Annotated in this window: 27 protein-coding genes and 3 pseudogenes; 18 read left to right on the top strand and 12 right to left on the bottom strand. The window is 63.0% G+C overall.

Annotated elements, in window-relative coordinates; genetic code table 11:
- The first annotated feature begins 32 nt into the window (after positions 1-32).
- From NKJ58_RS11205 to NKJ58_RS11195, 3 genes are read left to right on the top strand one after another with little or no spacing between them, the layout of a single operon-like run.
- Positions 33-1,649 (top strand): GMC family oxidoreductase, encoded by a 1,617-nt coding sequence (locus NKJ58_RS11205; protein ID WP_023705881.1) that lies wholly within the window; start codon positions 33-35, stop codon positions 1,647-1,649.
- Positions 1,646-2,860, top strand: coding sequence for a mandelate racemase/muconate lactonizing enzyme family protein (locus NKJ58_RS11200; RefSeq protein WP_352518274.1), 1,215 nt, complete (start codon positions 1,646-1,648; stop codon positions 2,858-2,860). The genes NKJ58_RS11205 and NKJ58_RS11200 overlap by 4 nt, the downstream gene beginning before the upstream one ends.
- Positions 2,857-3,774, top strand: a complete 918-nt coding sequence (locus tag NKJ58_RS11195; protein ID WP_023683741.1) for an NAD(P)-dependent oxidoreductase — start codon at positions 2,857-2,859, stop codon at positions 3,772-3,774. Before NKJ58_RS11200 ends, NKJ58_RS11195 begins: the two co-directional genes overlap by 4 nt.
- Before the next feature lie 92 nt (positions 3,775-3,866).
- On the opposite strand, the gene NKJ58_RS11190 is transcribed toward NKJ58_RS11195, so the two are convergent.
- The gene (locus NKJ58_RS11190) at positions 3,867-4,805 is read right to left on the bottom strand and encodes a diacylglycerol/lipid kinase family protein (protein ID WP_352853108.1); all 939 of its coding nucleotides are present in this window, start codon (positions 4,803-4,805) and stop codon (positions 3,867-3,869) included.
- Positions 4,806-5,579: 774 nt separating this feature from the next.
- Between NKJ58_RS11190 and NKJ58_RS11185 the strand changes: the two genes are divergently transcribed.
- Complete coding sequence (locus NKJ58_RS11185) at positions 5,580-5,780, top strand: hypothetical protein (RefSeq protein ID WP_023672000.1); 201 nt, start codon at positions 5,580-5,582, stop codon at positions 5,778-5,780.
- A 37-nt stretch (positions 5,781-5,817) separates the two neighbouring features.
- Here the strand turns inward: NKJ58_RS11185 and NKJ58_RS11180 are convergent, their stop codons facing one another.
- On the bottom strand, positions 5,818-6,450 hold the full coding sequence (locus tag NKJ58_RS11180) for a hypothetical protein (protein WP_023807272.1): 633 nt from the start codon (positions 6,448-6,450) through the stop codon (positions 5,818-5,820).
- Positions 6,451-6,735: 285 nt separating this feature from the next.
- On the opposite strand from NKJ58_RS11180, the gene NKJ58_RS11175 reads away from it, so the two are divergent.
- The gene (locus NKJ58_RS11175; protein WP_023672002.1) at positions 6,736-7,251 is read left to right on the top strand and encodes a hypothetical protein; all 516 of its coding nucleotides are present in this window, start codon (positions 6,736-6,738) and stop codon (positions 7,249-7,251) included.
- A gap of 101 nt (positions 7,252-7,352) precedes the next feature.
- Positions 7,353-7,847 (top strand): YegJ family protein, encoded by a 495-nt coding sequence (locus NKJ58_RS11170; protein ID WP_023691555.1) that lies wholly within the window; start codon positions 7,353-7,355, stop codon positions 7,845-7,847.
- Between the two features lie 116 nt (positions 7,848-7,963).
- Here NKJ58_RS11170 and NKJ58_RS11165 read toward each other — a convergent pair.
- Positions 7,964-8,931, bottom strand: a pseudogene (locus NKJ58_RS11165) (hypothetical protein).
- A 46-nt stretch (positions 8,932-8,977) separates the two neighbouring features.
- The gene (locus tag NKJ58_RS11160) at positions 8,978-10,024 is read right to left on the bottom strand and encodes a CapA family protein (protein ID WP_352497563.1); all 1,047 of its coding nucleotides are present in this window, start codon (positions 10,022-10,024) and stop codon (positions 8,978-8,980) included.
- A 146-nt stretch (positions 10,025-10,170) separates the two neighbouring features.
- Here NKJ58_RS11160 and NKJ58_RS11155 point away from each other — a divergent pair, with 146 nt between their 5' ends.
- The 4 genes from NKJ58_RS11155 (at position 10,171) to NKJ58_RS11140 (ending at position 16,922) form a co-directional block, all read left to right on the top strand.
- Entirely contained in the window at positions 10,171-11,436 is a 1,266-nt protein-coding gene (locus NKJ58_RS11155; RefSeq protein WP_023751232.1) for a hypothetical protein, read from the top strand.
- A gap of 122 nt (positions 11,437-11,558) precedes the next feature.
- Positions 11,559-14,735 carry an excinuclease ABC subunit UvrB gene (gene uvrB, locus NKJ58_RS11150; protein WP_352853105.1) on the top strand — a complete coding sequence of 1,059 codons (3,177 nt, stop codon included), beginning with the start codon at positions 11,559-11,561 and terminating at the stop codon, positions 14,733-14,735.
- 339 nt (positions 14,736-15,074) lie between these two features.
- Positions 15,075-16,601, top strand: coding sequence for an ABC-F family ATP-binding cassette domain-containing protein (locus NKJ58_RS11145; RefSeq protein ID WP_352497564.1), 1,527 nt, complete (start codon positions 15,075-15,077; stop codon positions 16,599-16,601).
- 147 nt (positions 16,602-16,748) lie between these two features.
- A complete protein-coding gene (locus NKJ58_RS11140) occupies positions 16,749-16,922 on the top strand; it encodes a hypothetical protein (RefSeq protein WP_023672009.1) in 174 nt (57 codons plus the stop codon).
- 49 nt (positions 16,923-16,971) lie between these two features.
- Here NKJ58_RS11140 and NKJ58_RS11135 read toward each other — a convergent pair whose 3' ends face one another.
- The gene (locus tag NKJ58_RS11135) at positions 16,972-17,586 is read right to left on the bottom strand and encodes a glutathione S-transferase family protein (protein WP_023672010.1); all 615 of its coding nucleotides are present in this window, start codon (positions 17,584-17,586) and stop codon (positions 16,972-16,974) included.
- Positions 17,587-17,786: 200 nt separating this feature from the next.
- Between NKJ58_RS11135 and NKJ58_RS11130 the strand changes: the two genes are divergently transcribed.
- Complete coding sequence (locus NKJ58_RS11130; RefSeq protein ID WP_023724947.1) at positions 17,787-18,215, top strand: VOC family protein; 429 nt, start codon at positions 17,787-17,789, stop codon at positions 18,213-18,215.
- 2 nt (positions 18,216-18,217) lie between these two features.
- Here NKJ58_RS11130 and NKJ58_RS11125 read toward each other — a convergent pair.
- A pseudogene (locus NKJ58_RS11125) lies at positions 18,218-18,400 on the bottom strand (hypothetical protein); the annotation flags it as partial.
- On the opposite strand from NKJ58_RS11125, the pseudogene NKJ58_RS11120 reads away from it, so the two are divergent.
- Positions 18,317-18,638 (top strand): annotated as a pseudogene (locus NKJ58_RS11120) (DUF1428 domain-containing protein). The pseudogenes NKJ58_RS11125 and NKJ58_RS11120 sit on opposite strands and share 84 nt — an antisense overlap.
- A gap of 7 nt (positions 18,639-18,645) precedes the next feature.
- Here the strand turns inward: NKJ58_RS11120 and NKJ58_RS11115 are convergent.
- Positions 18,646-20,280: a tetratricopeptide repeat-containing sulfotransferase family protein gene (locus NKJ58_RS11115; RefSeq protein ID WP_352712024.1), complete on the bottom strand. Its 1,635-nt coding sequence runs from the start codon at positions 20,278-20,280 to the stop codon at positions 18,646-18,648.
- Between the two features lie 204 nt (positions 20,281-20,484).
- Complete coding sequence (locus NKJ58_RS11110) at positions 20,485-20,658, bottom strand: hypothetical protein (protein ID WP_352853103.1); 174 nt, start codon at positions 20,656-20,658, stop codon at positions 20,485-20,487.
- 330 nt (positions 20,659-20,988) lie between these two features.
- On the opposite strand from NKJ58_RS11110, the gene NKJ58_RS11105 reads away from it, so the two are divergent.
- Genes NKJ58_RS11105 through NKJ58_RS11095 form a run of 3 tightly spaced genes read left to right on the top strand, consistent with a single transcriptional unit; the run spans position 20,989 to position 21,696 of the window.
- Positions 20,989-21,258, top strand: coding sequence for a hypothetical protein (locus NKJ58_RS11105; RefSeq protein ID WP_023672014.1), 270 nt, complete (start codon positions 20,989-20,991; stop codon positions 21,256-21,258).
- Positions 21,255-21,521, top strand: a complete 267-nt coding sequence (locus NKJ58_RS11100; protein WP_023711156.1) for a hypothetical protein — start codon at positions 21,255-21,257, stop codon at positions 21,519-21,521. Before NKJ58_RS11105 ends, NKJ58_RS11100 begins: the two co-directional genes overlap by 4 nt.
- Positions 21,522-21,558: 37 nt before the next feature.
- Positions 21,559-21,696 carry a hypothetical protein gene (locus NKJ58_RS11095; protein WP_023683725.1) on the top strand — a complete coding sequence of 46 codons (138 nt, stop codon included), beginning with the start codon at positions 21,559-21,561 and terminating at the stop codon, positions 21,694-21,696.
- A gap of 553 nt (positions 21,697-22,249) precedes the next feature.
- Here NKJ58_RS11095 and NKJ58_RS11090 read toward each other — a convergent pair.
- Positions 22,250-22,663 (bottom strand): Kazal-type serine protease inhibitor domain-containing protein, encoded by a 414-nt coding sequence (locus NKJ58_RS11090; protein ID WP_352518281.1) that lies wholly within the window; start codon positions 22,661-22,663, stop codon positions 22,250-22,252.
- A 484-nt stretch (positions 22,664-23,147) separates the two neighbouring features.
- On the opposite strand from NKJ58_RS11090, the gene NKJ58_RS11085 reads away from it, so the two are divergent.
- The 3 genes from NKJ58_RS11085 to NKJ58_RS11075 all read left to right on the top strand — a co-directional run bounded on the left by NKJ58_RS11085 (position 23,148) and on the right by NKJ58_RS11075 (position 24,542).
- Positions 23,148-23,360: a cold-shock protein gene (locus NKJ58_RS11085; protein ID WP_006202520.1), complete on the top strand. Its 213-nt coding sequence runs from the start codon at positions 23,148-23,150 to the stop codon at positions 23,358-23,360.
- 351 nt (positions 23,361-23,711) lie between these two features.
- On the top strand, positions 23,712-23,924 hold the full coding sequence (locus NKJ58_RS11080) for a cold-shock protein (protein WP_023672019.1): 213 nt from the start codon (positions 23,712-23,714) through the stop codon (positions 23,922-23,924).
- 192 nt (positions 23,925-24,116) lie between these two features.
- Positions 24,117-24,542: a BA14K family protein gene (locus NKJ58_RS11075; RefSeq protein WP_023672020.1), complete on the top strand. Its 426-nt coding sequence runs from the start codon at positions 24,117-24,119 to the stop codon at positions 24,540-24,542.
- A 66-nt stretch (positions 24,543-24,608) separates the two neighbouring features.
- On the opposite strand, the gene NKJ58_RS11070 is transcribed toward NKJ58_RS11075, so the two are convergent.
- From NKJ58_RS11070 to NKJ58_RS11060, 3 genes are all read right to left on the bottom strand, one after another.
- Complete coding sequence (locus tag NKJ58_RS11070; protein ID WP_352518282.1) at positions 24,609-25,247, bottom strand: MBL fold metallo-hydrolase; 639 nt, start codon at positions 25,245-25,247, stop codon at positions 24,609-24,611.
- Positions 25,248-25,477: 230 nt separating this feature from the next.
- Positions 25,478-25,792 carry a hypothetical protein gene (locus tag NKJ58_RS11065; protein ID WP_023672022.1) on the bottom strand — a complete coding sequence of 105 codons (315 nt, stop codon included), beginning with the start codon at positions 25,790-25,792 and terminating at the stop codon, positions 25,478-25,480.
- A gap of 145 nt (positions 25,793-25,937) precedes the next feature.
- Complete coding sequence (locus NKJ58_RS11060) at positions 25,938-26,831, bottom strand: branched-chain amino acid aminotransferase (protein WP_023741077.1); 894 nt, start codon at positions 26,829-26,831, stop codon at positions 25,938-25,940.
- Positions 26,832-26,988: the final 157 nt, after the last annotated feature.

The raw sequence follows: 26,988 nt of genomic DNA, 5'->3' as shown, positions 1-26,988 counted from the left end.
CGCTCAGTTTTGCGGAGCCGCCAACACCAATCATGCAGACCTATGACTTCATCATCGTCGGCTCCGGCTCAGCCGGATCGGTTCTCGCCGACAGGCTGTCGGCTTCCGGCCGTTACTCCGTGCTGGTGCTGGAAGCCGGCGGCAGCGACCGCCGCTTCTATGTCCAGATGCCGCTTGGCTACGGCAAGACTTTCTTCGACCCCGCGGTCAACTGGAACTACAAGCCCGAGCCGGACCCCGGCCTTGCCGGCAATGTCGACCATTGGCCGCGCGGCAAGCTGCTTGGCGGCTCAAGCTCGATCAACGCCATGGTCTGGATCCGAGGCGCGCGCGAGGATTTTGATGACTGGCGCGATGCCGGCAATCCCGGTTGGGGTTATGACGATCTGTTGCCGGGCTTCAAGGCGCTTGAGGACAATGAGGCGGGCGCCGATAGATGGCGCGGCACCGGCGGGCCGCTGCATATCACCGACACCACGAACGCCGTCCATCCGCTGACCAGGCGCTACCTCGCCGCCGGCCAGCAAGCCGGGCTGCCGCTCAACCCCGACTTCAACGGTGCCGCCCAGGAAGGCGTCGGCACCTACCAGATCTCCACCAAAAACGGCCGCCGCATGTCGGCCGTGCGCGCCTTCCTGCGCCCCGCGATGAAGCGCAAAAACGTCCGCGTCGAGACGAATGCGCTGGCGAGCAGGATCCTGTTCGAGGGCAAGCGAGCCGTCGGCATCGAATATCTGCAGAACGGCGAGACCAAGACGGCGCGGGCCGGCCGCGAAGTCATCCTGTCCGCCGGCTCGATCAACTCGCCGCAGCTCTTGCAACTGTCCGGCGTCGGCCCCTCGTCACTGCTCAAGGGGCTTGGCATCCCGGTCGTCCACGCCAACGAAAATGTCGGCGCGCATCTGCAGGACCATGTCGGCATCAACTATACCTTCAAGGGAAACGTGCCGACGCTCAACCAAATCCTGCGGCCCTGGTGGGGCAAGCTGCTGGTCGGCATGCAGTACATCCTCACCCGCTCCGGCCCGCTGTCGCTGTCGATGAACCATGGCGGCGGCTTCTTCCGAACCGACCCGGCGTTTTCGCGCCCCAACATGCAGCTTTATTTCCAGGCTTTCTCGACCGTCATTCCGAAGAGCGGCGAGCGGCCGATCCTGACGCCAGATCCGTGGCCGGGCTTTTCCATCGGCCTCTCCAACTGCCGCCCGTCCAGCCGCGGCGAGATCATGATCCGCTCCAGCAATCCGCTGGACTATCCCAGGATCGTCGCCAACGCTTATTCCACCAACGCCGATGTCGACGAGATGCTGGCGGCGGTGAAATTCGTGCGCAAGATAGCCTCGATGCCCGCCATGGCCGAGATCATCACTGAGGAGGTTTTGCCGGGCCCATCGATCCAATCGGATGCCGACCTGATCCAGGATTTCAGGAAGCGCTCGGGCACCGTCTATCACCCGGTCTCGACCTGCCGCATGGGGCCGGACGCCGGGGCCGCCGTCGTCGACCCGCGCCTGAAAGTGCACGGGCTCGAAGGTCTGCGCGTCATAGACGCCTCGATCTTTCCCGCCAACATCACCGGCAACACCAACGCCGCCTCGGTCATGACCGGATGGAAGGGCGCCGAACTGGTTCTGGAGGACCAAGAATGAAGATCACCGACGTCAAGACCTGGGTAGTCGGCAACCCGCCGCCGGGCATCGGCGGCAAGTATTTCATATTCGTCAAGCTGACCACCGATGGCGGCGTGGTCGGTTATGGGGAGGCCTACAACGCCACCTTCTCGGCTCACATAACGGCCAAGCTGGTCGAGGACATGGCCGAGCGTTACCTGATCGGCCACGATCCGCATGACATCGAGACCTTCTTCCGCCGCGCCTATTCCTCAGGATTTACCCAGCGCCCCGACGTTACCGGCATGGGCTGTTTCTCGGCGCTGGAAATGGCCTGCTGGGACATTGTCGGCAAGGAAGCCGACAAGCCGGTCTACAAACTGCTCGGCGGCCAGGTGCACGAGACGCTGCGCTCCTACACCTATCTCTATCCGCACACCGGCAGCGTCCATTCGGAGGACGCGCCGGACGGCCGGAACGTCTACAATGACCCCGAATTGGCGGCCGCCTGCGCGCTCGAATATGTCGAGCAGGGGTTCAACGCCGTCAAGCTCGACCCGGCAGGCCCCTACACCGCCTTCGACGGCCACCAGCCGCGCCTGATCGACATCGATGCCTCCACCCGCATGGTCAAGGCGATCCGCCAAGCGGTCGGCACCCGCGCCGATATTCTGTTCGGCACGCATGGCCAGTTCACCGCATCGGGTGCGCTGCGCATGGCACGCGCCATCGAGCCCTACGATCCCTTGTGGTTCGAAGAGCCGGTGCCGCCCGACATGCCCGAAGTGATGGCTCAGGTGGCGCGAGGCACGTCGATCCCGATCGCCACCGGCGAGCGGTTGACGACCAAGTTCGAATTCGCCCGAATCATCGAGAACCGCGCCGCCACCATCCTGCAACCGGACCTTGGCCGTTCCGGCGGCATTCTCGAAACCAAGAAGATCGCCGCCATGGCCGAGGCATACCACATCCAGATCGCGCCGCACTGCTATTGTGGGCCGATCGTTGGGGCCGCCAACATCCAGCTGGCGGTGACGCTGCCCAATTTCCTCATCCTGGAATCGCTGAAGCAGTGGGACGGCTTCCACGCGACACTGCTCAAGAAGAAGATCGAATGGCAGGACGGCAATGTCATTCCATCGAAGGAGCCGGGCCTCGGCGTCGAGCTGGACGAAGCGGTCTGCGACGCGCATCCCTACACCGGCAAGGACCTGCATTTGCAGATGATGCAAACGCCGCTGATGCCGTGAGCGAACGCTACGCCTTCATCGGCCTTGGCCATCTCGGCGGCAACCTTGCCGCCAGCCTGTTGCGCAACGGTTTTGTCGTCATCGTCTTCGACCGCGACCCCGCCGCCGTCGAGCGCCTCGTGGCGCTCGGCGCCACGGCCGCGACCAGCCCGGCCGAAGCGGCGGCACAGGCCGGCAATGCCATTACTTGCCTGCCCTCGCCCAAGGTCAGCGAAGCGGTGCTGGCTAATGCCGGCGGCCTGCTCGAGGGTCTGCCCAGGGGCGGCTCCTGGATCGAGATGTCGACCAACGGCCGCGACGAGATCCTGCGCCTCGCCGCCCTCGCCGCGGCCAAAGGCATCGAGACGCTGGAGTGCCCGGTCACCGGCGGCGTGCATCTGGCCGCGGTCGGAAAGATCACCGCGCTTGTCGGCGGCGATGCTGCGCTTTACGAGCGCCATCGTCCGGCCATCGAAGCGATGTGCGCAAAGTCGTTCCTGATGGGTCCGGTCGGCTCCGCGGCGGTGATCAAGGTGATCACCAACATGCTGGCCTTCATCCATCTCGTCGCCGCCGGCGAGGCGCTGATGTTGGCCAAGCAAGGCGGCCTCGACCTCGCGCAATCCTACCACGCCATCGTCGCCTCCTCCGGCAACAGCTTCGTCCATGAGACCGAAAGCCAGCTCATCCTCAACGGCTCCTACGACATTGGCTTCACCATGGACCTGGCACTGAAGGACCTCGGCTTTGCGCTTGCGATGGGCAGAGAGTTCAGACTGCCACTCCAACTGGCGCCGCTTGTGAGTGAGATTTTCCTGATGGGCAAACAGGAATATGGCGGCGGCGCCTGGTCGACCCAGATCGTCAAACTGCTCGAGGATGCCGTCGACATGGATCTGCGCGCGCCCGGTTTCCCAGCCAAGCTGGAAAGCTAAGCCGGGTAAATATGTCCTGCGATTTCAGGCCTTTGGCCGGTTCGCCGGAATCGCCGCTCAAACCACCTGAATCAATCCCTCAACGCCTTGATTCAATATCTCAGCGTCAGCGCTCCGGGCAGGATCTCAAACGTCGCGGGTATACGCCCCGGCGACTCGCCATCTATGTCGACCAGCGCGCCGTTCTTCTCGACATCGCCGATAGGTTCGACCACCACTTTCCGGCCACGCAATATGGTGATGGCCGGATGGTTGCGGTGCCGGCCGCCATAGAGCAGCCGAATATCCCAGATCAGCTTCAGCTTGCCGGCCGCGCGCAGGATGACGATGTCGAACTGGCCGTCGGCGAGTTCGGCGTCCGGGGCGATCATCATGCCGCCGCCGAAGAACTTTCCGTTGGCGACCGCCACCAGCGCCATGCGCGCCTCGACCGGGGTGCCATCGTCGACGGTGATCCTGACGTCCTGGAAGCGGTAGCGGATGAACTCGACCACGGTGCGCCAGAAAAACAGCGCCTTGGCCGACATCCTGCCCTTGCGCTTGTCGGCATTGACCGCACGGTCCGTGGCGCCGGATAGGCCGAGGCTGGCGATATTGATGAAGTGCCGGCTGGCCAGCGCGCCATGGTCGTCGATGTAGCAGATGCGCCCTGCATCGACCTCGCGCGCCTTGGCTTCGGCGATCCGCTTCAGCACCGCATCCACCTCTTTCGGCAGCCCGAGCCCGCGCGCGAAATCGATGCCGGTGCCGCAAGGCAGCAAGGCAAGTTCGGTTGTCCGGCCGCTCTCATCGAAAGCCTGCAGCAATCCGTCGGCCACTTCGCTGGCGGTGCCGTCGCCGCCGGCCGCGATCACCAGCTCGAAGCCGCTTGCCGCGAGGTCGAGCGCCAGCCTTTCGGCGTCGCCCTCGGCCTGCGTCTCGCGCAGCTCGAATTCGCCGAAATGCTTTTTCAGCGAAGCAGCCACCTCCGGCCAATGCCGTTTCAGCCGGCCGCCGCCGGCAATCGGATTGAGCACCACCCCGACTTTCAATGCGCACCCTCCCCGCACCGAGCCGATAGGCTCGATGCTTTGCCTGCATTGAAGCCCGCGCCAGCCGGCGGAGCAAGGGGCACAGCCGATCAGGCGCCAAAAAGCGGGCGGGCTGTCTAATGCAGCTGGAGTCGAAATTCCGAGCTTTGTGGCAAACCGTCCCCGATAATCCCGTTATCCACAGGCTCACGCCCATTCCCCAAAACCCTTACCCGGCGTAAGTTTAACTCATCTCAGGCGGCTACCGATCGCCACGCCGAAAGGCAAAGCGAAAAGGCGGATTTCCTGAGGCCCGTACGGCCCGAAGCGAGAGCAGGCTTGCTTGTTCGAGGGACGGATGCCGAGACCTACGGGGCCGCGGAAAGCGTGCGAACGCCAACGGCGGACCGATGCTGCCATGAAGGACGGCGAAAACCTTCGATGGCGCGCCGAACGAAGCTCGCAAGGGTGGAGAACGGCGTGGTCTGGAACGGGCACTGCCCTCGGGCGGTGACTGGCAGGACCGTCAAAATCAAGGCCGGCATGGCGCGACGACTTTACGGAAGTTGCTGCCGCGACCGTGTCCTGATCTGACAGGGAGGCGCTGGGAGAAATCCCGGCGCCGACTGTCTTTTGGGCCAAGGGTCCGGTCGGCGAAGCGACGCGTAAGAAGCCGATACTTTGCTGGAACGCGATTTCGGCGCTGACGGCACCACTTCATCACCAGGCGCGGTCAGCAATTCACCGACATGATCCCGCGCCTGATCGACAGAGGCGTGTCCTTCGTCGAGATCGGTGGCAACGACGCGATCATCCTCACCGTGTTTCGGCGGCGGACTTCGCTCCGCCCAAAGGCTCCCGCACGCCGTTCAGCCAACCGGTTCCGATCGATCCGGCCACCCGTCGCACCGGCTGATCGTCGCCGTGCGCAAGCTGCACATCGTGCTGCCGGCGCTGTTCGAAGCAGGCGCCAGGCTGGAACACCTCTCCGACTGAAGACGCGCCCTGCACGCGGCCTGCCCGGCGGGCCGAGCTACTTCTTCGGGCCGATGCCCGGGATCAAATTGAGGCCAGCGTTTATATATTCCGGCCGTATGGCGCCGCTGATGAGCGTGAAGGTGGCGAGCATGATGCTGGCCAGCGCACCGTCATGCCATGGCCTGAGGGCCAGCGCGTTGACGGCATAGGCCCAGAATGGGAAGGCGAGCATCGACATGACGATGTTGGCTCCCGGAGCCTCCGCATTGTCGGCTGAATCGCTGACCGATTTCAGATACACCGGCGTCATCGCCAGCGCGACGATCAACATGATCCATGAAATGGTCCAGACGCTGATACCGGCCATTTCAATCTTATAGATGGCTGCCTGCACCTTACCCGGAATGTCCCCCGGATCGCCTTTGGTCTCTTCCGCCACCGCATCGGTCAACGCCTTGGCAACCGGCTGCTCAGTGGCATTGACCAGGATGGAGTTGACGAAGATGAAAAATGCCACGACTTCGGCAGGCACGTACTTCGCAACCCGGTCGAGATAGCCGTCGCCGCCTTTCGATCCTTGATCTTCTTGCTTGTCATCGTCGACGCCGAGCGGAGCATCGCCTGGAATGCCCTCGAGCGTTGAATCCCTTTTCGGCACAGGCTCGGCGGACCGGACAATTCTTCCCATGACAAACCCCTCCTATATTGTTGTATCGCCCGTGAGTATCGTAGTAGAAAACCGGGCCAAGAAACAGTTGTCGCGGCCATAGCCGACAAGATTTATTCAGGCTTCTTCCTGCAAATGCATCACGCTCCCGCCCTATCTGCTACCGGGTGTCTCGAAATCCACCTATAGTGAGCCGTACCCGAAAAACGCATCCCCCGGCTCATCGCGTGATCGCGGCCAAAATCCCGCCTTGTTCGCGCGCGATGGAAGGACTGGCTGCCGGGGGGCAATCCGAAGGACAAGACCGTGATCAAGACCGCCCTTGTCGCCATGACCATTGTCGGCTGCGACTGCGACGCCAAGCTTTGCGAATATATCGGCGAGACGCCGGCGAAGTGGGCGACTATCGCCGACTGCGAAGCGGCGATGAAAAGCCAGATGCTGCACCAGAAGAACTTCGACTATCCGCTGGTCTCTGGCATCTGCCGCAGCAAGGGGTCGGCGTCTTCTTCGCAACTGGCGGCGGCCGCATCCCGCCCGGAACTGAAGCCGGCCAGCCGGAATGTCCAAACCCCGTTGCCGCCGGAACTGAGCCATCGGCCGAGCGTTCCCGTCGGCTCCCCGACGACGGCCATGGAGGCAGCAGCGGTACGGCCCGTCGCCTACGAGCAAGTGGTCGATGGCGGAACAGGCGTGCTCTACCGCACCAGGAACGGCTACGCCGTGGTCAAGACAGATCTCGGCCGCGTCGCGTCGGCAACGGTCGGCATTGCCAAGCGGTCCGCGAACTGGCTGGCGGGGCTGGTGCCGAGCGGGTTGTGAGCGGCCTGCCGTTCGGACCATACCACGCTGTCGCACTGCCGTTGAAAACTCCAGATAGATGCATGATGGTGTCAGGCATCGACACGCAGGAGCGCCATTTCATGAAGCATGCAGTTCGAACCGTGCTGTCCCTGGTGCTGGCCTTGGCGCCGATTCCGGCCGGTGCGCAGGATTCCGGCCAGGGCGGCGACAAGGTTGTAGGCGTCGCCAGGGACGATCCGGACATGGCGGCGGCCATTGCGCAGGCGCGCGCCAGCCTCGATGAATTCCTGTCCTTGTCGGATGCGCCGCCAGCCGGGACAACCAGCTACAAATTGAAAGTCGAGGTCAGGGACGGAGACGCCTCGGAGCATTTCTGGATCATCCCCTTCCACAAGACCGCGACCGGCTTTGCAGGAACATTGGCCAATGAGCCGCAAGCGGTGCACAATGTCGTGGCCGGCCAGGAACTCGAATTCAACCGGGACGATATTTCCGACTGGGGCTACACCAGAAACGGTCGCCAGGTAGGCAGCTTCACCGTCTGCGTGATGTTCAAGACGATGGCGCAAGAAGACGTCGAATATTACCGCCAGAACTACGGCTTCGACTGCTGAGGCGCGGCAGCCTGGCTAATGCATGCGCCCAAACAGGACCGCCGTTTTGGGGCAACGATATGCATGAAAACAAGACCTGAAGCGCGTCGCATGAATTCGTTTCGACGCGCGGCGCTTTAGGCCTCGCCATCCGTCGCGCCGATCTTGCGCACCAGCGCCGCGGTCGCCAAGATCGCGCCCATATCGGCGATCATCGGCGCGATGTGCTTGGTGTAATCGAGCGGCACGGAAATGGCGGGCAGTTCGAAGAAATTCTTCGGCTGCGGCAAGAGCAGGAAACCATCGCTGCCATTAAGTGCCACCCGCGCCGGATCATCGCGCCATGTCTCGTGCAGCCATTTCAGCGCCTGCGCCAGCCGGCCGCTCACCAGCGGCTGCGCGGCGGCGACATTGTCGGTGCGAAATTCGTAGTCGCCGTCGAGCAGCGGATCGCCGCTGGACAGTTCCTCCATCTTGCCGGCGAAGATGCCGCGGAAGAAACCGACCACCGCGTTGCTGCGGCGCGTCGCGACCAATATGCCGGGGAACGGCGCAATGGTCTCGAAGGCGACGACGACGCCCTTGAAGACCGTCGACGAGCCTTTGCCCGACCCTTGGCGCAACTCCGCCTCGTAGAGCTCGAACGGAAATCCTCGTAGCGGCCTGATACGATGTCGTCGAAGCTCTGCCGGTTGAAGGCGCCGACCACGGCGCGCGGCAGCCGGTCGAAGGAATTCGGCGTCACGCTGTGCTGATAGCGCACATCCCTGATGAAGCCGAAGATGATCGGCAGCAGCGTGTCACGGAACGATTGCTGCAGCCGCGTCGCCGGCCTGATCGCCAGGAAGTACAGCAGCAGCGCCGCGAAGAAACCGCCGACATAGAGGAACACATGCGGCGTCGAGAACCATTGCTCGTTCAAGTCGGCGACCTTGTTGAACAGCCAGGCCACCAGCACGACAAAAACCAGCAGCAGCCCCAGAAACACCGGCACCCGCCAGCGCACCTGGCGGTAGGCCGAAGCCCGTCCAGCCTCATAGATCTCGATATTCTTCCTGATGCCGGCGACCACCGCTTCATCAGGCATGAACTCAGCTGCTTCCATCGCCCCCTCGCAAAGTCCGTTTATGCCTATAATAGCGGGAAAGTGGTCAGTCGCCAAAGATCGCCTTCAGCCTGGCTTCGACCTTGCCCTTCATCCGGCCAGTCAGCGCCTCGACCGGAACCAGCCGCTCATGCCCGCCTGCGCGCAACCGCATGAAGGCATGCATCCGGTAGCCGCCGATCGCGCCGCGCTTGCCGAGATCTGCGCTGACATCGACGACGAAAATGCCGGCGATGCGGCCGGGCCAGGGCTGCCGCGCCAGCGCCGTGCCGAGGAAGTCGCCAAGCCCGTAAGCCACGAGCGTCTTGCCGACCCATTGCACCGGCTGCACGACATGGGCGTGGTGCCCGGCAATCAGCCCCACGCCGTGACCGGCCAGCAACCTCGCCAGCGTTTGCGTTTGCGGCTGCGGAAAATGCCGGAACTCCCAGTCCCAGTGCGGCACCGCACAGGTGAGGTCGATGTTCTTGTCGGCCGCGCCTCTCGGCCATGCCGCCGGATCGCTTTGCATCGACACACGCTCATTGAAAACTGCGGCGTCGGCATTGCGCCACAGTGTGAAGGCGGCAAAGCCGATCGTCAGCGGCCCGGCCTTGACCTGCTCGACCGGTCCTTTTTTCGCGGTGCCGATGGTGCGGATGCCAAGCCGCTTCAGCGCCGCAGCCGTCTCGTCGAAACCGGCGACGCCCTGGTCGAGCACATGGTTGTTGGCCAGCGACAGCACGAGCCTTTCGCGCGCGATGCCTACGGCGGCAAGCGCCGCGGCAAGAAACCGCTCGCTCATCGCATGGTGAGTGCCAAGCCGCGTGCCAAACGCCACGCTCGGCCGCTCGACGACCGGACTTTCGCAATTGCCGATCACCAGATCGGCGGAGCCCAAGAGCTTTGCGATCTCCGGATCGCACTCCGGCGCACTACGGTTGGCCACCGCCGAAATATCGCCGACAAAGGCCAGCCGCACCTTCCGCCCCGGCGGCGGATCGATGATCGTCGTCGCCGCCCTCGGTGCAAAATCCCTGACATCGCCGCCGAGAGACGGTTTCAGGAAGCGCGGCAGCCATGACAGTTTGTAGGAAAGCGGATAATTCGACACGCGACGCCCAATCGTTTGCCCAATCGGTTAGCTTGTGTAGACGGTCTGCTCGGGAAGTGTCGACCGTCAGTCCTTGAAACACTGCCGCCGGCAGACACGGCGCCAAATGCGTGTAATGTCTGCGCATCGCATAGTGGAGGGATGAGATGACACGTTTTGCAGGCCTGCTGGCGTCCGCCTTCCTCCTGTTGCTGCCGCTATCTTCGGCCCGCGCCGCCGCGCCCGAAGCGGCAACCGCTTTGTTCGAGGCCAAAACGGTGACCGAGCGCAACCGTGCGCTCACAACGCTTGAGTCTGCAGCGAAAGGCGATCCGGCGTCAGCCTATGCCGCCGGCGCCGGCGAATTCTTCACCGCGCTGGAAATCCTCGCCGGCGGTCTGCACCGCCACGGGTTCGAAAGCCCGCAATCCTTCATGCTGCCGCTGATGCGGCTGCCGATTCCGGACAATCCCGATCCCGAACCGCTGACCTATGAGCAGTTCCGCGCCATTCTGGTCGCCTTCCGCGACCGGCTGGAGACATCCGCGGCCACTCTGGGCTCGGTACCCGCCGATGCCGATATCGGCATGGTCGTCGACCTCACCCATGCCGGCATCGATCTCAACGAAGACGGCGCCATCGCGCCGGATGAAAGCATGGCCGCCATCATGGCCTCGCTGTCGCGCGGCGGTATCTCGTCGGACGGCGCCGCTTCCTCGCTCACATTCCGCTTCGACCGCGCCGACGGTTTCTGGCTGCAGGGCTATGCCGAATTCCTGATGGCGCAGGCCGATTTCTGGCTGGCGCATGATTTCAGGACCATGTTCGACGGCTCGTTCCACATGCTGTTTCCGCGCGCCAAACTGCCGCTGCAGGACATTCTCGTGCCTCCCGCCGGCGACATGGGCAGCAGCATCTTCTCATCGGAATGGCGCATCGCGGATTTCATCTCCATGGTTCACCTCGTCAACTGGTCGGTGGTCGAGCCCGAGCGCCGTCAAGCGGCGCGCCGCCATCTGCTCGAAATCATCCGGCTGTCGCGCGAGGACTGGAAGGCGATCCGCGCCGAGACCGACAATGACCGCGAATGGCTGCCGGGACCGCAGCAGAAGGGCGAGAACCCGCTCACCGGGCTCGAAGTCGGCGAGGAGCAGGTCGAGGCCTGGCTCGCCACTCTGACCATGGCCGAAGACCTTTTGGAAGGCCGCAAGCTGCTGCCGCATTTCCGCATCACGGCCAGCACCGGCCAGGGCATCAACATGAAGCGTTTCTTCGAAGAACCGAAGCCTTTCGACCTCGTGCTGTCGATTACCGGCCCGGCCATCGCGCCCTACCTCGAGAGCGGTGAGATCGTGACCAGCGGCGAGTTCGACCAGATCCAGCGCCAGTTCGGTGGCGGTGGGTTTTTGACCTTCGCGCTGTGGTTCAATTGAGCAGGCGGCCTGGCTTCGCGTAACACAGCTCCTGACACCCTTGTGTCAGGAGCTTCGACCCGCTTAGCGCCCTTCGCCACTGCACTCTTTCCATTTTGGCGGACTCTGCCCATATTTGGGGCATGGCCAAACTCCCTGACAAAAAGACACCGTCTCCGGCGGGTGACAACGGCGCTTCGCCGCCGAAGCGGCGCAGCCCGCTGACCGATTTCCTCGATGCCTCGGAGCCTCTGCACAGAGGCGGCTTCGCCGAGGCGCCGCAGGCCGACTTCACCGGCGCGCCGCTGAGCGGCTCGATTGCCGACTGGGCCGAGCAGATCGAGCAGGAGGCCGAGAAGGAAGGCCGTCTCACCGGTAAGAGCGATGGTAGATCGCCAAAGTCCGCGAAAAAGATCCCGGAGCGGTCCGCTGCGCCCGGCCGCAGTTCGCGCGGCACCTCGATGGGCGGCGCGGCCACGGCCCGCGAACGCACCGCAGCCGGCCTCAATCCGGTCGCCGGCCTCGACATCTCGCTGGAAGACGCCGAGACCATGGCCTCGGGCAGCGTCACCGCCACGGTCGCGGCGCTGTCGGCGCTGATCGAATCCGGCAACCCCTTGCACAAGGACGGCGTGCTGTGGACGCCGCACCGCCCTGCCCGCCCGGAAAAATCCGAAGGCGGCATCGCCATCAAGATGGTGTCGGATTTCGAGCCGGCCGGCGACCAGCCGACCGCCATCAAGGATCTTGTCGAGGGCGTCGATAACAATGACCGCACGCAGGTGCTGCTCGGCGTCACCGGCTCCGGCAAAACCTTCACCATGGCCAAGGTGATCGAGCAGACGCAGCGCCCTGCTTTGATCCTGGCGCCCAACAAAACGCTGGCCGCGCAGCTCTATTCCGAGTTCAAGAAATTCTTCCCCGACAATGCGGTCGAGTATTTCGTCTCCTATTACGACTACTACCAGCCCGAAGCCTACGTCCCGCGTACCGACACCTTCATCGAGAAGGAATCCTCGATCAACGAGCAGATCGACCGCATGCGGCATTCGGCGACCCGCTCGCTGCTCGAGCGCGACGACGTCATCATCGTCGCTTCGGTGTCCTGCATTTACGGTATCGGCTCGGTCGAGACCTATACGGCGATGACCTTCCAGATGCAGATCGGCGATCGGCTCGACCAACGGGCGCTGCTCGCCGACCTCGTCGCCCAGCAGTACAAGCGCCAGGACATCAATTTCGTGCGCGGCTCGTTCCGCGTGCGCGGCGACACGATCGAAATCTTCCCGGCCCACCTTGAGGACCGCGCCTGGCGCATCTCGATGTTCGGCGACGAGATCGAGGCGATCACCGAATTCGATCCGCTCACCGGCCAGAAGACCGGCGAGCTGAAGAGCGTCAAGATCTACGCCAACTCGCACTATGTGACGCCGCGTCCAACGCTCAACCAGGCGATCAAGTCGATCAAGGAGGAGCTCAAGCACCGGCTGGTCGAGCTCGAGCGCGCCGGCCGCCTGCTGGAGGCACAGCGGCTCGAACAGCGCTGCCGCTTCGATCTTGAGATGCTGGAAGCCACCGGCTCCTGCGCCGGCATCGAGAACTATTCGCGCTATCTCACGGGACGCCAGCCGGGCGATCCGCCGCCGACATTGTTCGAATATATCCCGGACAATGCGCTGGTTTTCATCGACGAAAGCCACGTCACCGTGCCGCAGATCGGCGGCATGTATCGTGGCGACTTTCGGCGCAAGGCGACGCTGGCGGAGTATGGTTTTCGCCTGCCCTCCTGCATGGACAACCGTCCGCTGCGCTTCGAGGAATGGGACGCCATGCGACCGCTCTCCGTCGCGGTTTCTGCGACACCCGGCGCCTGGGAGATGGAACAGGCCGGCGGCGTGTTCGCCGAGCAGGTCATCCGCCCGACCGGCCTGATCGATCCGCCGGTCGAAGTCCGCCCGGCGAAAAGCCAGGTCGACGATGTCGTCGGCGAAATCCGCGACACCACGGCCGCCGGCTACCGCACGCTGGTCACCGTTTTGACCAAGCGCATGGCCGAAGACCTGACCGAATATTTGCATGAGCAAGGCGTGCGCGTTCGCTACATGCACTCCGACATCGACACGCTGGAGCGCATCGAAATTCTGCGCGATCTCCGCCTCGGCGCTTTCGACGTGCTGGTCGGCATCAACCTGCTGCGCGAAGGCCTCGACATTCCTGAATGCGGTTTCGTCGCCATCCTCGACGCCGACAAGGAGGGCTTCCTGCGCTCCGAGACGTCGCTGATCCAGACCATCGGTCGCGCCGCCCGCAACGTCGACGGCAAGGTCATCCTCTATGCCGACCAGGTCACCGGCTCGATGGAGCGGGCGATGGCCGAGACCAACCGCCGCCGCGAAAAGCAGATGGAATGGAACGCGGCCAACGGCATCACCCCGGAATCGGTGAAGTCGCGCATCTCCGACATTCTGGACTCGGTCTACGAGAAGGACCATGTCCGCGCCGATATCTCGCAGTTCACCGACGGCGCCGGTGCGATGATGGGCAACAATCTCAAGGCTCATCTCGACGCCATGGAAAAGCAGATGCGCGACGCCGCCGCCAATCTCGACTTCGAGAAGGCCGCCCGCATCCGTGACGAGATCAAGCGGCTGCGCGAAATGGAACTGTCGATCGCGGAAGACCCGCTGGCCAAATATGCCGACATGGAAAGCCCGCTTTCGGGCCGCGAGAAGGGAAAGCACAACAAGGGCGTGGCCAAGCACCGTACGGCTGAGGAACAGGAGCGGTTCCGCAAGTTCGATGAGGCACGTGCCGCCGAAGAGGCGGCCAGGGCTGCCCGGTCCAACCTCTTCCGCAAGCCGGCGCTCGACGAAATGGGCGCCGACGGCGCCGTGCCGGTGAAGAAACCGCTGTTTGCCAAGCCGTCGATCGACGATATGGGGCCTGGTACCGACATGCCGACACCGTCAGGCGCGGTGTCGCGCTCGCTGTTCAAGAAACAGTCGGCGCAGGAAGCGCACGGCTCCGACTTCGGCATTCCGGGCGGCGCCACCAAGCCACTGTTCAAGAAGAATTCGCTCGACGAGATGACCGTGCGGCGCACGGAAAAGCCGGTCGAAGGGAAAGTGCCGGCCAAGCCCCAGCCAATCTCCCCCCGAGTGGGGGAGATGCCCGGCAGGGCAGAGGGGGGCGCGAAGGAACGCGACGATTCCCCAAAACCATTCGTTCGCCAGCGCGCCGGCATCGGCTCCTACGAAGACCCAGGCGACGCCCGCCGCGAAAAGCGCCGGCCGGGCAAGACGGGGCGGCCGGGGAAATAGCACCTCTTTCCTTCTCCCCTTGTGGGAGAAGGGAAGAGCGCTCCACCACCGCCGCATCCGTCGCCACTTGCCTCCACCCCCGCCTTTGGTGTAATCGCTCCACACACTCAAAGTTTTGTCTTGAAAGGAGGGCTGCGTGTCTATCGATCACCATCGTCAGCGTGGCCCGATTTCGGCCCTGCGAGTTCGCTTGCAGGGCTGACCAGGGACATCACGGGTTTTTTCCCGTTTCGATTTTTTGGTCTGCCCTTCGTGGTGCGCAAAGCTGAGCCTGACGGCCGGCAAGCACACCGTCAAAGTGCATCCGGAGTTGTCTCCGGCAAGACCAGAGAAATCGCAATGGCCCTGATCAGCCTCAAATCCCTCGGCGTCACCATGAGTGCGCCGCTGTTTTCCAATCTCGACCTCACCATCGGCGCCGGCGACCGGCTCGGCATCGTCGCCGCCAATGGCCGCGGCAAGTCGACCTTGCTTAAATGCCTGACCGGCGCGCTGGAGCCGACCTCGGGCGACATTTCTCGCACGCGCGGCCTGCGTGTCGGCCATGTCGAGCAGTCGGTTCCGCCAGCCCTTCTCGGCCGCAGCTTCCACCAGGTGGTGGCCGACGCCTTGCCGGCGGGGCAGGCCGACAGCGAGATGTGGCGGGTCGACGTGGCGCTGGATTCGCTCGACGTGCCCGAGCCGATGCGCGAACGGCCGATGCAGGCGCTGAGCGGCGGATGGCAGCGGCTGGCGCTGATTGCCCGCGTCTGGGTCACCGACCCCGATGTGCTTTTGCTCGACGAGCCCACCAACCATCTCGACCTCGCCAAGATCAGCCAGCTGGAAAGCTGGCTGAACGCCCTGCCTCGCGAGGTGCCGGTGGTCATCGCCAGTCACGACCGCGCCTTTCTCGACGCCGTCACCAACCGCACGCTGTTCTTGCGCCCGGAGGACTCGCCGGTGTTTGCACTGCCCTATTCCAGGGCGAGGCAAGCGCTCGACGACCTGGACGCTTCGACGGCGCGCCGGTTCGAGCGCGACATGAAGGTGGCGCAGCAACTGCGCAAGCAGGCCGCCAAGCTCAACAACATCGGCATCAATTCCGGCAGCGACCTTTTGACGGTGAAGACCAAGCAACTCAGGGAACGGGCGGAGAAGCTGGAAGACGCCGCGGTATCGGCGCATCGCGAGAAATCAGCCGGCGCGATCCGGCTGGCCAACCGCGGCACCCATGCCAAGGTGCTGATTACGCTGGACGACGCCACGGTGGAAACGCCGGACGGCATGCTGCTGTTCAAGACCGGCAAGCGCCACATCTGCCAGGGCGATCGCATCGTGCTGCTCGGCCGCAACGGCGTCGGCAAGTCGCGTTTCGTCAACCTGATCCGCAATGCCATCTCCGAGCCTGACACGGTGCCGAACGTCAAGGTGACGCCGTCGACGGCGCTCGGTTACAGCGACCAGGCGCTGGCCGGCATCAGTGGCGACGACACGCCGCTGGCCATGGTCTCGCGCCGCTACGATGTCGGCGAGCAGCGCGCCCGTTCGCTGCTTGCCGGCGCCGGCGTTGTCATTGAGATGCAGGAGAAGAAGATCGGCGTGCTGTCCGGCGGCCAGAAGGCGCGGCTGATGATGCTGGCGCTGAGACTCGCCAACCCCAACTTCTACCTGCTCGACGAGCCGACCAACCATCTCGACATCGACGGCCAGGAAGCGCTGGAGGAGGAACTGCTCAAGCACCAGGCGAGCTGTGTGCTCGCCTCGCACGACCGTTCCTTCATCCGCGCCATCGGCAACCGCTTCTGGCTGATCGACAAGCGGAAGCTGACCGAAGTCGAAGACCCCGAGGATTTCTTCCGCTCAGTGGCTGAAACGGCGGGCTGAGGAACTACCACCATGGGCCGCACTGTGTTGCGGCCCATGGTTTCACATCTCCCAGAATATTTTCAGCGCTCTGTCGGATCGCCTGAACCTGCTGCGTCCTTGGGATGCCGACACGATGATGCCGGCTTCATCTGAGGAGAACGCATCATGTCCATCCTGTCATCCATAGGCCGCGTCGCCGCCCGTTACGCACAGAACCGCGCCCGCTATCGCAGCGAGCGCGAGCTTCTGGCCCTGCCGATCGAACTGCGCAAGGATATCGGCTGGCCGGAAATCCTCATCGACGCGCAAAACGGCCCGCGGATCTGCAGGGCGCCCTGACCATGCGGTCGGGAAAGATCGATGCAGGCCGCCGCGGGGCGACCGTTGCTCAGTCATGCGTATCGCCCGACAGCGGCGTCGCCTGCATCGATCGACGCTTTTCGAACGCCTCGAACCAGCGCGTCAGCCGCGCCCGCGCGCGAAAGGACGGCAGCTGGCGGAACGCCATCCAGGACAGCGTGGTGGCAAGCGCTATATGGCCGACATGGAGCGGTGTCTCGTCGTCCAGCGCGCTTTCGATCCAGTCATAGCTGGCCTCGATTTTTTCCCGGTAGCCTTCGGCAAGCGCTGCATAGCGCAACTGTTCGGGCCGCCTTTCCGTCTCCCAGCGCAGGCCTATGCCCGTCTGCGCCAGGCCTTGGGCGACCGCCTGCAACCGCAACGCCTGCCAGCGCGCTTCGCCGTCCTGCGGCAGCAATTTGCGGCCGTCATGCAGCGTATCGAGATAGGCGCAGATGACATCGGAATCGAAGAGCGGCGGCGCATCCGGCCGCAGCAGCACCGGCACCTTGCCGAGCGGGTTTTCGGCGTAGACACTGGCATTGCGCAAGGTCGGGCTGGTCTCGTGATGAATGACCTCGAGCCGGTCGGCAAGCCCGACCTCATGGGCGAAGACGAGCGCTTTGCGCGCAAAGGGCGAATGGGTCTGGTAATAGAGGATCATTGTCGTCTCAGCGGGGTTAAAGGAGCAGTCCCCTTTCTAGCCTGCTGACAGCGAGCATTGCGCTCTGATTGGGCGCCGCCGACGCAAGTTCGTTTCGCCAGAAAATCGCATCAGACATGTAGGATCGCGGCCGGCTCGTTCGTCCTAGGGTTCGCAAGGCCAAACCAAATGCCCAGACCAAACCCAAAGAGGAACAAGACATGACCGACCAGACCCCCATTCAGCCGGCCGCGAAAGTTCTCGGTGGATTGACCCCCTATCTGCAACTGGACGGCGCCTTCAAGGCCGCCGAGTTCTACAAGAAGGCCTTCGGCGCCGAGCAGGTGTTCTTCTATCCGCCCGATGACCAGGGCCGCACCATGCACATCCATCTCCACATCAACGGCTCGACGCTGATGATTTCCGATTTCTACCCCGAAAACGGCATGCCTGCCGTCAAGCCGCAGGGCTATACCATGCAGCTCCATCTCGGCGCCGACGAGATCGATGACTGGTGGAAGCGCGCGGTCGATGCCGGCTGCGAAGTCGCAGTGCCGCTGCAGCTGATGTTCTGGGGCGACCAGTGGGGCAACATGCGCGATCCCTTCGGGGTCGAATGGGCGATGAACGCGCCGGCGAAGAAAGACTGACCACTGCTGACAAAGCTCCTCACCGGCTGACGCCGGTAAGGAGCTTTGTGAGATACTCCAAGGAGAACCTGATGTCCTATGTCGATGGTTTCGTGCTCGCCGTGCCGAAGGCAAATATCGATGACTACAAGAAGCTGGCCAACCTCGCAGGCCCGATATGGAAGGAACACGGAGCGCTCGCCTATGTCGAATGTATCGCCGACGACGTGCCGTATGGTGAGTTGACCTCGTTTCCGCGTGCCGTTCAGGCAAAAGACGACGAGATCGTCGTCTTTGCTTGGGCCGTCTATTTCCAGGCAAAGCCGCGACGCGGTAATGGCCAAGGTGATGGCCGATCCCCGTTTGACACCCGATTTGGGGCCCATGCCCTTCGATATGAAGCGCATGATCTTCGGCGGCTTCCAGCCCTTGATCGAGCTTTAGCCGCTGCTCAGGCCAGCTTGTCCAGCAGCGGCTTCAACCTGTCGCCATAGCGCTTCCAGAGATCGACCGAGCCCTGATACATCGGCTGGCGCACCTGCGCGGCCGAGGCCGTGCGCACCGGGCGGTCGGTCTCGTGGAACGACAGCGCCTTGTCGTCCCAGGACAGGCCGAGATGCCCGATCAGCGCCCGCGTCTGTCCCTCCTGGTCGGCCACGAAATCCTCGTAACGCACGTCATGGACGACGCCCGGCAGAACATCGTGCCAATGCGCCATGATGTCGGTGTAGATGTTGTGGAAATCGGCGAGCTCGCCCAGATCATAGCCGTAGCGGTGGTTGTCGCCGCGGAAATGCACCTTGTAGATCGAAAGGCAGGTCGCCGCCGCATCGCGCGCGCAATGGATGATCTTGGCTTTCGGCAGCATCATATGGATGAAGCCGATGAGCAGGAAGTTGCCGGGCATCTTGTCGGTGACATGCCTGAAGTTGGGATAGCGCTCATGCAGCATGTCGAGATAGGCTTGGCCCGCCTCCGCAAACTCCGCGTCGGATACATCGACCAGTCCCCAGGGGAAACCTCCCGGCATGGTCAGCGGAAATTGCTTGCCGACCGCGGTTTTCAACATGCTGAGCTCGCCCGCGCCATAGACTTGTGGATGGCTGGCGATGATCTGTTCGACAAGCGTGGTGCCGGAGCGCGGCATGCCGACGACGAAAATCGGCGTGTCGTCGGAGATTGCACTTGGCTTGTGCTTTTCGAAAAAGCCGGCGTTGAACACCGTCTTCATCGCCTCGAATTCGGCCCGCGTCCTGACCGGATCATAATCGATGCCCTTGCGGCGGATCGCATTGCCTTCAGCGAAATAGTCGAAGGCCCTGTTGTAGTCCTTCAAATCGTCATTGGCCTTGCCGAGACCGAAGGACAGCTGCATGCGTGCCAGGCTGTCGGCCGGCGCCTTGGCATGCTGGGCCTCCATGCCGGCGAGTTCGGCGTCGCGCTCCTTCTGGCGCTTGACCTGCGTCAGCATCAGCCAGGCTTTTGCCATGCCTGGCGTGATCGCCAACGCCTGCCGGAACAGGTCGGCCGCCTCATCGAGCTTGCCTTTTTCCATCAGCCCGACGCCGAGCCCGTGCAACAGGTCGGCATCCCTGGGCCGGATCGTCAGCGCCTCGCGAAAGGTCGCCAGCGCTTCGTCCAGACGCCCGGCTTCCTGCAGCGTTTCGGCAAGCCCGATGCGGGCGCGGACATGGAAGGGATTGCGCCCGATTGTGCCGCGATAGATGTCCTCCGCAGCCTCGAACTGGCCGAGCTGTTTCAACGCCGAACCCAGATTATCGCGTGCCGCGAGCTGGTCGGGCTTGAGATCGACCGCGCCGCGGAAGAAATCGGCGGCCGCTGCAATGCGGCCGAGATCGCGCATCACCGTGCCGAGATTGTTGAGGAAATCCGGATTCTTCGGCTGCAGACGCACCGACTGCTCGATCAGCTCCAGCCCTTCGGGGCTGCGCCCGGTCTGGTGCAGCAGCAGGCCCAGGAAATGTGCTGCCGCCGGGTGGTTGGCCTTGCGCGCCAGCACCTGCCGGTACAGCGTCTCGGCCTCCTGCCGGCGCCCGGCCTGATGCAGCTGCAGCGCCTGCTGCACATATTGGTCGAGGCCCAGCGGCGGCTGTCCGCCACCTCCAGCACCCGCCGCTCTTCTCTGATCTCTGTTGATGGGAAACCTGCCGTGTTTGTCCGCTTGCCGGACCTAAGGCATGGAAGAGACAGATTCAAGGGTGCGGCCGGATATCCTCTTCGTCCGGACAAGGTGGTGCGGCGCGGTTGAGACCCACGCAACCCAGCCCGGTCAAATCAACCGGTTGCTTTCGGCGAGCCGGCGCTCCCGCCGCTGCGTGCCGTCGGTGTCGGCAATCTTGCGCCGTGCCGCTTCGTCGCTTCTTATCGTCAGGCGCACTGACCTTGACTTGGGGAAGAGGACGATTGGCTCGATCGTTGCGGTCGGACGATCCGGCGTTTTCATGAATCTCATATATTTTGCCCTTTCGTAAAAATTAATCTTAGGCACCGGAATAATTATTCCGGTGCTCTCTAAATAAGAAACTGGCTGATATTGTCCCACGATATCAGACTTATTAGGGATTTATAGGAGAAATTTTTTATATCGGTCGAGCCGTGGCGGAAATCAGCTTGAATAACCAACAATTTCGGATTATTGATCTGAGATCGTTTTTTGGGTCAAGCTTGGCATATAGCGGCGTCGGAGATACTCGACCCGCCAAACTCATTCCAATCGCCGATGGTTGAGTTCCCGGTTGATGCCGGAAAGCATCGACGAACCAGAGCCAAGCCAATGCCGGATCGCACCACCCGTTCCATCGCCCATTTCGCGGCACCCTTCGTGCTTGGCGGGCTGGAAGGGCAACTGCCGGCCGGCGACTATGATATCGATCACGACGAAGAGCTGATCGAGGGCATGTCGCGGCTTGCCTGGCGTCGCGTCGCCACCTTCATCCATTTGCCGGCAAGGGCGGTGAAGAACCCGGCCACCAGCCAGCTTGTCGCCATCGACTACCTCGAACTCGAAACAGCGCTGAGGCGCGACCAGGAGAACGCAGCATGATCCGCTTCCAGCAGAATGCGCGTCCGCGCACCGACACGCCCTCGCACCTCTTCGCCATCGGCCAGACCGTGCGCATGAAGAGCCGCAGCGGGCTCGCCCAGAAGACCGCCGAGCTGTTTCAGATCAAGAGCAGATTGCCGGTCAAGGATGGCTCGCCGCAATATCGCATCCGCAGCGAGCAGGAGACCTATGAGCGGGTCACCACGGAAGACAACCTCGAAGTGGCGGACGCCCCGGCTGTCCCCGACAGCCCGGCCGTCTGACACCGCACCCACCCAGCACGTACGTAGGAGCAGACAGATGGCCAAGGGTCAGCAGCGCAGCAATCGCGAAACGCGCAAGCCCAAGAAAGACAAGGTGGTGGCCAAGGCCGCCTCCCCGTTCGGTTCCTCGGTCAAGCAAGCAGAGAGCAGCCTGAAGCCGAAGTCGAAGGGCTGACCAAGCAGGGCGCGCCTGGCGCACCTGCCGGCAATGGACTGACGATCTCGGACTGACGATCTCGCGCAAAACTCTGCAACGGAGGCTTGCTTGACGTTCTTCGTCGAGCCGCTCGCGCGACGTCGACGAAGCCACGCTCGACAAGGTATCGCTGGACGCGCCGAACCTGCGCGCCGCCCTGCAGGGCGCCACCGCGCTGTTTCCACAGCCTCGCCATGCCGCAGATCCCCGACCGTCTGCGCATTTGCGACGAGGACGGCGCAGAGCTTTATGCCGGCCCGGCCGACGGGGCGTATTCGGCGTAGGCAACCACTCCGATCCGCGACCTTGCCTTCTCCCTTGGGGGTGAGAAGCGGTCCGCGCAGCAGACGAAAAGCCAATTGTTGGCTTTTCGAGTTTCGAACGCCCTGAGCCTGCGAAGGACCAAGGGTGGTCCGGTCCACCCGCCCGGTCCCCGCTGCTTCGCAGGGTCCCGGCATTCGCCGCCTTTTATCGTGCCAGTGGGACGGTGAATTCGCCTCCGGCGGACTCACCCGACAGGGGAGAAGGAAAATCAGCAGGGGCCGTCCTCGACGACGCGGTAGTCGGCGGCACGGGCCTCGCAGGCGTTGGGAAAGGTGCGCAGCTCGCCATGGCGGCGGGCGCAGACCGGGGCGTATTCGCGCGTGCAGAATGTCGGCTCTTCGCCGCCACCACCGCCACCACCGCCGTCGCGGCAAGGGCCGTCGCGAACGATGCGGTAGCCTTCCCGTTCGGCAAGGCAGGCATTGGCGAAGGTCTGGCGGTCACCGCGGTGCCGCGCGCAGACCGGCTCGTATTGCCTGGTGCAGAATTCCGGTTCCGGCCGTGGCGGGCGCGGACGTGGTCCCGGCCCGTCATCGACGACGACGGTGCAGGCCGCAAGAAGACCCGACAGGAAGAGAATAGTAAAGCCCTGGCGCGAGAAGATCGTCGCAAGAAATCTCATGAATATGCCTCCCTCGAGACCCCCGTCCCCGGCGCAAAACGCGCCTGTCGATCCTCGCCATTCCCTTGCCAAATGCAACCCCCGTTTGCGGCGCGGGAGCCATGCGATGCCCGGCCCGCGCATTGGTTTGGCCCTGGACCAGACCGCTGGACCATGCGTGGCCGGGCTCTGGCTGATGAACTCTTAAGAACCCATGTTTATCGAAGCGCCTTCGTTGGGATGCGTCGATGGACGCGGCCCGCGGCGCTATCTTGCAACTATCACGTTTCCGTGCGATAAATTTTGTGTTCGGGCATTTGCGACCCGGAGAGCGGAACGTTTTGGACGACCTTTCCCCGATACTGTGAATCTCTGACGGCCCCGTTTTCGGCGGGGGGTTTTACCATGCGCGAATGCAGGACTGCCGAAGCAACCACCGGGACTTGCCCACGATGCCAGGCGGCGGGCAAACCATAAGACTGACACGGGTGAAGGAGTTTCCCCAATGGCCCAGACCGGCACCGTTAAATTCTTCAACGCGACCAAAGGCTTCGGCTTCATCACGCCCGACGGCGGCGCCAAGGATGTGTTCGTCCACATTTCCGCGATCGAGGCCTCGGGCCTGCGTACCCTCGTCGACGGCCAGAAGGTCACCTTCGACGTTGAACCCGACCGCATGGGCAAGGGTCCGAAGGCGGTCAACCTCCGCGCGGCCTGAACCGGCGGTGCCCGCGCGCCCGTCAGGGCGCTCGAAAAGCACCTAAAGCGTGTTTGAACCGGCTTTGTCAGCCGTCCAGAGTTTCGAAGGCGCGACGTTTCCCGTTGCGCCTTTTTCATGACCGCCGTCGCCGGAGGCAAAGGACGCTTTATCGGTCAATGCCGTGGCTGATCGCCGGAGCAATCGTCTGGCGCGAATTGCCTTCGGTGCCACGATCTATTTGAGCAGCCTTCAGCGTTGCCGCCGTCGCCAAAACTTTCTCTTGCCGATAGCGCTAAAATAAAGGACAAATTTCCCTTCGGGCATTTGCCGGCCCGAAACTGGACTTTATGGGATCAAAGGGAGCTTCCCATGCCGCAGACCGGCACCGTCAAATTCTTCAATCATGCCAAAGGCTTCGGCTTCATTACGCCCGACGACGGGCAGAAGGATGTCTTCGTTCATATTTCGGCCGTGCAGGCTTCGGGTCTTTCCGGTCTGGAGGATGGACAAAAAGTGACATTCGACACCGAGCCGGACAAGCGCGGCAAGGGTCCAAAGGCCGTCAACCTGTCGGTCGGCTAAGCCGGCTCAAGACAGTCCGGACGGAGATTGACGAGGCGGAGCGCCTTGCGTACGCGCTTGGTTTTGCCGCAAGAACTGGATCGTATCAGCCAATTCCGTTCAGCCCCCGTTCAGCCACGGTCTTCTATTAATCGTCCCCTAGGCTGGACCGCATCCCCGAAAACTATCCGGGCCGGCACGAAGGAGACCAAAATGAATCGCATTTTCAAGACCGCCATCCTGGGCGCCGCTCTCGCCGCGACCACCCTCGCCACCTTGCCTGCCGCCAATGCCAAGGACTGGAACCGCTGGCATCATGGCCATGGTCGTCATCATAATGGCGACGCGCTTGCGGCCGGTGTCGTCGGCCTTGCGGCCGGCGCTCTGATCGCCGGTGCGCTGAGCAACCCGCAGCCGCGCTACAGCAGCTATGACGACGATTACGACTACCGCGAAGTGCGGCCGGCGCCGGTGCGCCGTTACTATGCCGAACCGCGGGTCGTCTATGCCGACCGCTATGCCGAGCCGTGGACCCGCGACTGGTACGAATACTGCTCGGACCGCTACCGGAGCTTCAATGCCCGCAGCGGCACGTTCACCGGCAATGACGGTGAGCAGCATTTCTGCGTCGCGAATTGAGCTTCCCTGTCCCACAAAAAGCGCTGACCGCAAGGCCAGCGCTTTTTTCTTGGCAGAAAGACATCGCTAAGTCAGGAAGGGATTGGTCCGCCTTTCCTCGCCAAAGCGGCCACCCGGGCCGTGGCCGCAGATGAAGCCGATCTCGTCACCGAGCGGCAAAAGCTTGTTCTTAATCGAGGCGATCAGCGCCGCATGGTCGCCGCCCGGCAGGTCGGTGCGCCCGACCGAGCCGCGAAACAGCACGTCGCCGACATGGGCGAACTTCGCCGCGCGATTGTAGTATACGACATGGCCGGGCGCATGGCCGGGGCAGTGCAGCACCTCGAACATATGTGAGCCGAACGAAACCGTCTCGCCCTCTGCGAGAAACCGGTCGGGCACGCAGTTGCGCGCCCCGGCAATGCCGTAGCGCTGGCCCTGGTTCTCAAGATTGTCGAGCAATAGCTTGTCGGCTTCGTGCGGGCCGATGATCTCGATGCCGAGTGCTTCCTTCAGCTCCATGGCGCCGCCGGCGTGATCGATGTGGCCATGGGTGATCCAGATCGCAGCGGGGGTGATCGCATTGTCCCTCAGCACCGCCAGCACCTTGTCGATGTCGCCGCCCGGATCGACGACGACGCCATGCTTGTCATCCATGTCGAACAGGATGGTGCAGTTCTGCTGGAAAGGCGTGACCGGCACGATGCCGGCATTGAGCTGACCCATGATTGTCCTTTCGCTGTTCCAGCGTGATGTAGAGGCACGGGCGAAGGCCGTCCACTGCTGAAAGGCAAACAGTCCGTCCCAAAACAGAAATGGGCGGCCCAACGGCCGCCCATTTGACGAAGCCTGAGTCTCGAGCAATTCCAGGAAAAGTGTAAAGCGGTTTTCCGTCCGGAATTGGGTAAAACAACAAACTAGATCATTCGCCGTGAAACGGTGAATGATCTAGAGGCTTACTTCTTCATCGCGCCCATGACCGCACCGATGATGCCGGTCAGGATGGCGCCGCCGCCGGCGCCGCCGAGCAGGTTTTTGAGGTTCAGCGTATCGCCCAATCCGCCCGCTGCCGTTGCAGCCGCTGCCGGGTCGGCCGTGCCGCCGAGCAGGCTGCCGAGGATCGCCGCCCCGCCAACGCCGCCAACCGCGCCGCCGAGGATTTTGGTCAACTGGCCCATCGCCGCATTCTTCAGCGCAACGCCGACCGCCTGACCACCGACAACACCTGCAATTACCTGTACAACGAGCGCAATGAGCGTATTCGTATCCATGTACCTAGTCCCTCCATAGCTGCCAGCCTCCCGGGCCGACACCATCATGAGACGCTGAATTGTACGAAAGTCAAATGCACAGATGCTGAAATAAAGGGGCCGGCCTCAAAACCGCCCCTGCTTGCGAAAAAAGCTGTGACTTTCGTTATTCTGCGGCTATCGCATGCTTAGGTTGCACCGCAGCAGAATAGTCGTTCATCAAAGTCTTGGCGATCTCGCCGACCTCGAATCGGTACGGACCGATCTCGGAGACCGGCGTCACTTCCGCTGCCGTTCCGGTGAGGAAGCACTGTTCGAAGCCTTCGAGTTCCTCAGGCATGATGGCGCGCTCGACGACTTCAAGGCCGCGGTCCTTGGCGAGGCCGATGACGGTGCGGCGGGTGATGCCGTCGAGGAAGCAATCGGGCTTCGGCGTGTGGATCTTGCCATCCTTGACGAAGAAGATGTTGGCGCCCGTTGCTTCGGCGACCTGGCCGCGCCAGTCGAGCATCATGGCATCGGCATAGCCCTTGGCCTCGGCGGCATGCTTGGACATGGTGCAGATCATGTAGAGGCCCGCGGCTTTCGACTTCGACGGCGCGGTGCTCGGATCGGGCCGGCGCCATTCCGCCAGATCGAGACGGATGCCCTTGAGCTTCTGCGCCGGGTCGAAATAGCTCGGCCATTGCCAGATGGCGATGGCGCAGTTGATGCGGCTGTTCTGCGCCGACACCCCCATCTGTTCGCTGCCGCGCCAGGCGATCGGCCTGACATAGGCGTCCTGGAAACCCTGCTTCTCCAGAAGCGTGGTCGAGGCGTCATTGAGCTCGGCCACGGAATAGGGAATATTGAAGCCGAGCAGGCGCGCCGATTCATGCAGACGCTCGGTGTGCTCGTTGAGCTTGAAGATGGCGCCGCCATAGGCGCGCTCGCCCTCGAAGACGGCGCTGGCATAGTGCAGGCCGTGGGTCAGCACGTGGATCTTGGCATCGGCCCATTTGACGAACTCGCCGTTGATCCAGATGAAGCCGTCCAGTTGGTCGAAGGGAACGGATGCCATGGAAACCTCCCGCGGGCGGCGACCCGCACATCATTAGTGTTGTTCTTGTTGCGCGACAGCCGCGTCGGGCGGCCCTTGAAGCGTAAGCGGAGAATCGAACTCTGGCAAACTCAGGAAGTTCCGGAAAAACCGCACTCCCTTGCCTTTTCGTTCGCAT

The sequence above is a fragment of the Mesorhizobium sp. M0139 genome, assembly GCF_040322455.1.
GTDB lineage: Bacteria > Pseudomonadota > Alphaproteobacteria > Rhizobiales > Rhizobiaceae > Mesorhizobium.
The sequence above is the reverse complement of the archived record's forward strand: the minus strand, read 5'-3'. Positions and strand labels throughout refer to the sequence as shown.

Bases quoted from the DNA above. Each gene is read 5' to 3' on its own strand.
- NKJ58_RS11205 (WP_023705881.1), top strand. From the start codon at position 33: ATGCAGACCTATGACTTCATCATCGTCGGCTCCGGCTCAGCCGGATCG.
- NKJ58_RS11085 (WP_006202520.1), top strand. From the start codon at position 23,148: ATGGCCCAGACCGGCACCGTTAAATTCTTCAACGCGACCAAAGGCTTC.
- NKJ58_RS11105 (WP_023672014.1), top strand. From the start codon at position 20,989: ATGCCGGATCGCACCACCCGTTCCATCGCCCATTTCGCGGCACCCTTC.
- NKJ58_RS11090 (WP_352518281.1), bottom strand. From the start codon at position 22,663: ATGAGATTTCTTGCGACGATCTTCTCGCGCCAGGGCTTTACTATTCTC.
- NKJ58_RS11170 (WP_023691555.1), top strand. From the start codon at position 7,353: ATGAAGCATGCAGTTCGAACCGTGCTGTCCCTGGTGCTGGCCTTGGCG.
- NKJ58_RS11130 (WP_023724947.1), top strand. From the start codon at position 17,787: ATGACCGACCAGACCCCCATTCAGCCGGCCGCGAAAGTTCTCGGTGGA.
- NKJ58_RS11070 (WP_352518282.1), bottom strand. From the start codon at position 25,247: ATGGGTCAGCTCAATGCCGGCATCGTGCCGGTCACGCCTTTCCAGCAG.
- NKJ58_RS11080 (WP_023672019.1), top strand. From the start codon at position 23,712: ATGCCGCAGACCGGCACCGTCAAATTCTTCAATCATGCCAAAGGCTTC.
- NKJ58_RS11145 (WP_352497564.1), top strand. From the start codon at position 15,075: ATGGCCCTGATCAGCCTCAAATCCCTCGGCGTCACCATGAGTGCGCCG.
- NKJ58_RS11200 (WP_352518274.1), top strand. From the start codon at position 1,646: ATGAAGATCACCGACGTCAAGACCTGGGTAGTCGGCAACCCGCCGCCG.
- NKJ58_RS11095 (WP_023683725.1), top strand. From the start codon at position 21,559: ATGGCCAAGGGTCAGCAGCGCAGCAATCGCGAAACGCGCAAGCCCAAG.
- NKJ58_RS11075 (WP_023672020.1), top strand. From the start codon at position 24,117: ATGAATCGCATTTTCAAGACCGCCATCCTGGGCGCCGCTCTCGCCGCG.
- NKJ58_RS11100 (WP_023711156.1), top strand. From the start codon at position 21,255: ATGATCCGCTTCCAGCAGAATGCGCGTCCGCGCACCGACACGCCCTCG.
- NKJ58_RS11180 (WP_023807272.1), bottom strand. From the start codon at position 6,450: ATGGGAAGAATTGTCCGGTCCGCCGAGCCTGTGCCGAAAAGGGATTCA.
- NKJ58_RS11065 (WP_023672022.1), bottom strand. From the start codon at position 25,792: ATGGATACGAATACGCTCATTGCGCTCGTTGTACAGGTAATTGCAGGT.
- NKJ58_RS11155 (WP_023751232.1), top strand. From the start codon at position 10,171: ATGACACGTTTTGCAGGCCTGCTGGCGTCCGCCTTCCTCCTGTTGCTG.
- uvrB (WP_352853105.1), top strand. From the start codon at position 11,559: ATGGCCAAACTCCCTGACAAAAAGACACCGTCTCCGGCGGGTGACAAC.
- NKJ58_RS11060 (WP_023741077.1), bottom strand. From the start codon at position 26,831: ATGGCATCCGTTCCCTTCGACCAACTGGACGGCTTCATCTGGATCAAC.
- NKJ58_RS11135 (WP_023672010.1), bottom strand. From the start codon at position 17,586: ATGATCCTCTATTACCAGACCCATTCGCCCTTTGCGCGCAAAGCGCTC.
- NKJ58_RS11140 (WP_023672009.1), top strand. From the start codon at position 16,749: ATGTCCATCCTGTCATCCATAGGCCGCGTCGCCGCCCGTTACGCACAG.
- NKJ58_RS11110 (WP_352853103.1), bottom strand. From the start codon at position 20,658: ATGAAAACGCCGGATCGTCCGACCGCAACGATCGAGCCAATCGTCCTC.